Origin of the sequence: uncultured Aquincola sp. (assembly GCF_964001545.1) — a bacterium.
GTDB lineage: Bacteria > Pseudomonadota > Gammaproteobacteria > Burkholderiales > Burkholderiaceae_C > Aquincola.
Window position 1 is genome coordinate 1 of the sequence record NZ_CAXFDV010000738.1, and the last position, 2,596, is coordinate 2,596.

Below are 2,596 nucleotides of genomic sequence, written 5' to 3' on the forward strand. Positions count from 1 at the left end.
CATGAGCTGGCACGAGGCCGATGCGCACGTGCTGCAAGGGTGACGTGGTGCCCCCTAGCTCGCTGCGCTCGCGTCCCCCCGAGGGGGAGCTCAGTCCCTTGGGACGGCCCGGCGGGACTGAGATGGTGCCCCTAGCTTTCCCGGTGGTGCCTGCGTGCGCAGGCGCCGCCATCCACTCCCGCCTTTTCAGGAGACCCGCGAGATGAAGACCGACCCCACGAACACCGCCGGCCTGCCGCGCCGCCGCTTGCTCAAGGCCGCCGCCGGTGCCGGCGTGGCCGCCACCGGCCTGGCGGGCTTTCCCTTCGTGCAGGCGCAGGAAAAGATCACGCTGCGCTACCTGGGCACTGCGGTGAACCAGGACAAGAAGATCGCCGACAAGTTCGAGGCCGACACCGGCATCAAGATCCAGTACATCCCGGTGAACACCGACGTGGTGACGCAGCGCGCCGTCACCTCGCCGAACTCGTTCGACCTGATCGACACCGAGTACTTCTCGCTCAAGAAGATCGTGCCCACCGGCAACCTGAAGGGCATCGACACCAAGAAGATCAAGAACGCCGACAAGATCACCACGCTGTTCACCACCGGCATGTTGGGGGGCAAGGCGGTGGGTGATCAGGGCACCGCGCCCAAGAAGGTGATTTTCCTGGAAGGCGAGAAGAGCAAGGTCTTCGCCAAGTCGCCCACGGAGTTCATGAGCCTGATTCCCACCGTGTACAACGCCGACACGCTGGGCATCCGTCCCGACCTGATCAAGCGGCCGATCGAGAGCTGGAAGGAACTGCTGAACCCCGAGTTCAAGGGCAAGGCCGCCATCCTCAACATCCCGTCCATCGGCATCATGGACGCGGCCATGGTGGTGGAGGCGATGGGGCTGTACAAGTACCCCGACAAGGGCAACATGACCAAGGCCGAGATCGACCTGACGATCAAGACCCTGATCGAAGCCAAGAAGGCCGGCCAGTTCCGCAGCCTGTGGAAGGACTTCAACGAGAGCGTGAACCTGATGGCCTCGGGCGAGGTGGTGATCCAGTCGATGTGGAGCCCGGCCGTGACGGCGGTGCGCACCAAGGGCATCGACTGCGTGTTCCAGCCGCTGAAGGAAGGCTACCGCGCCTGGGCGGCCGGGTTCGGTCTGCCGGCCACGCTGTCGGGCCGCAAGCTCGATGGGGCGTATGAGTTCATCAACTGGTTCCTCGACGGCTGGGCCGGTGCCTACCTGAACCGCCAGGGCTACTACAGCGCGGTGCTCGAGACGGCCAAGTCCAAGATGGAAGCCTACGAGTGGGCTTACTGGATGGAAGGCAAGGCCGCCGAGAAGGACATCAAGGCGCCCAACGGCGAACTGCTGGCCAAGGCCGGCAGCAAGCGCGACGGTGGCTCGTACGAGCAGCGCATGGGCGGCATCGCCTGCTGGAACGCGCTGATGGACGAGAACACCTACATGGTCCAGAAGTGGAACGAATTCGTCGCCGCATGAGACCCCCCCGGAGCGCCTTCGGCGCACCCCCCAGGGGGCGCCACTGGCGGACCGGCGGAGCCGGCTCCGCGGTGGCTGCTTGAGCAATGCCGTCGGGCTGAGGTGAAGTGATGTCGCATGTGCGCAAAGGGTGGGTCGCCTGGCTGCAGGCCGGGCCATTGGCGGCGGTGTTCCTCGTGTTCTTCGTGGTGCCGCTGCTGCTCATCGTGATGGTGAGCTTCTGGCAGGCCACGGACTATGAGCTGATCCCCGCCTTCACGCTGCAAAGCTACGCCGACATCTTCAAGGGCTGCGGCCTGGGGGGTGAGGGCGACCTCTGCGTCACCCTCAAGACCTATGCGTCGACGCTGAAGTTCAGCTTCCTGGTGTGGCTGATCACCGCGGTGCTGGGCTTTGCGCTGGCCTACTTCATGGCCTTCCATGTGCGCAGCACGCTGGTGCAGACGGTGCTGTTCATCATCTGCACCGTGCCGTTCTGGACCAGCAACGTCATCCGCATGATCTCGTGGGTGCCGCTGCTGGGCCGCAACGGCCTGGTGAACCAGACGCTGATGGGCATGAACCTGATCGACCAGCCGATCGAGTGGCTGCTGTTCTCCGACTTCTCGGTGATCCTGGCCTTCGTGCACCTGTACACGATGTTCATGATCGTGCCGATCTTCAACTCGATGATGCGCATCGACCGCGCGCTGATCGAGGCCGCGCGCGACAACGGCGCCACGGCCTGGCAGACGGTGGTGCACGTGATCCTGCCGCTGACGCGTACCGGACTGATCATCGGCTCCATCTTCGTGGTGGCGCTGGTGATGGGCGACTTCGTCACCGTGGGCGTGATGGGTGGCCAGCAGATCGCCTCGGTGGGCAAGATCATCCAGGTGCAGGCCAGCTACCTGCAGTTTCCGGCGGCGGCGGCCAATGCCGTCATCCTGCTGGCGGTGGTGCTGATGATGATCTGGGCGCTGATGCGCATGGTCAACCTGCGCAAGGAGCTGTGATGGCCGCTCAACGAGAACGACGCGCGCCCGGCTTCTGGCCGCTGGCCATCCTGTTCGTGCTGTTCGTGCTGTTCCTATACGGGCCGATGCTGGCCATCTTCGTGCTCAGCTTCCAGGG

The 2,596-nt window shown here is 64.5% G+C and carries 2 protein-coding genes and 1 pseudogene; all 3 read left to right on the forward strand.

Annotated elements, in window-relative coordinates; all coding sequences use genetic code 11:
* The first annotated feature begins 202 nt into the window (after window positions 1-202).
* Entirely contained in the window at window positions 203-1,483 is a 1,281-nt protein-coding gene (locus ABNT58_RS25915; RefSeq protein ID WP_348756263.1) for an extracellular solute-binding protein, read from the forward strand.
* Between the two features lie 110 nt (window positions 1,484-1,593).
* Window positions 1,594-2,478: an ABC transporter permease gene (locus ABNT58_RS25920; RefSeq protein WP_348756264.1), complete on the forward strand. Its 885-nt coding sequence runs from the start codon at window positions 1,594-1,596 to the stop codon at window positions 2,476-2,478.
* Window positions 2,478-2,596: pseudogene (locus tag ABNT58_RS25925) on the forward strand (ABC transporter permease); the annotation flags it as partial. The gene ABNT58_RS25920 and the pseudogene ABNT58_RS25925, both read left to right, overlap by 1 nt.

Bases quoted from the DNA above. Each gene is read 5' to 3' on its own strand.
- ABNT58_RS25915 (WP_348756263.1), top strand. From the start codon at position 203: ATGAAGACCGACCCCACGAACACCGCCGGCCTGCCGCGCCGCCGCTTG.
- ABNT58_RS25920 (WP_348756264.1), top strand. From the start codon at position 1,594: ATGTCGCATGTGCGCAAAGGGTGGGTCGCCTGGCTGCAGGCCGGGCCA.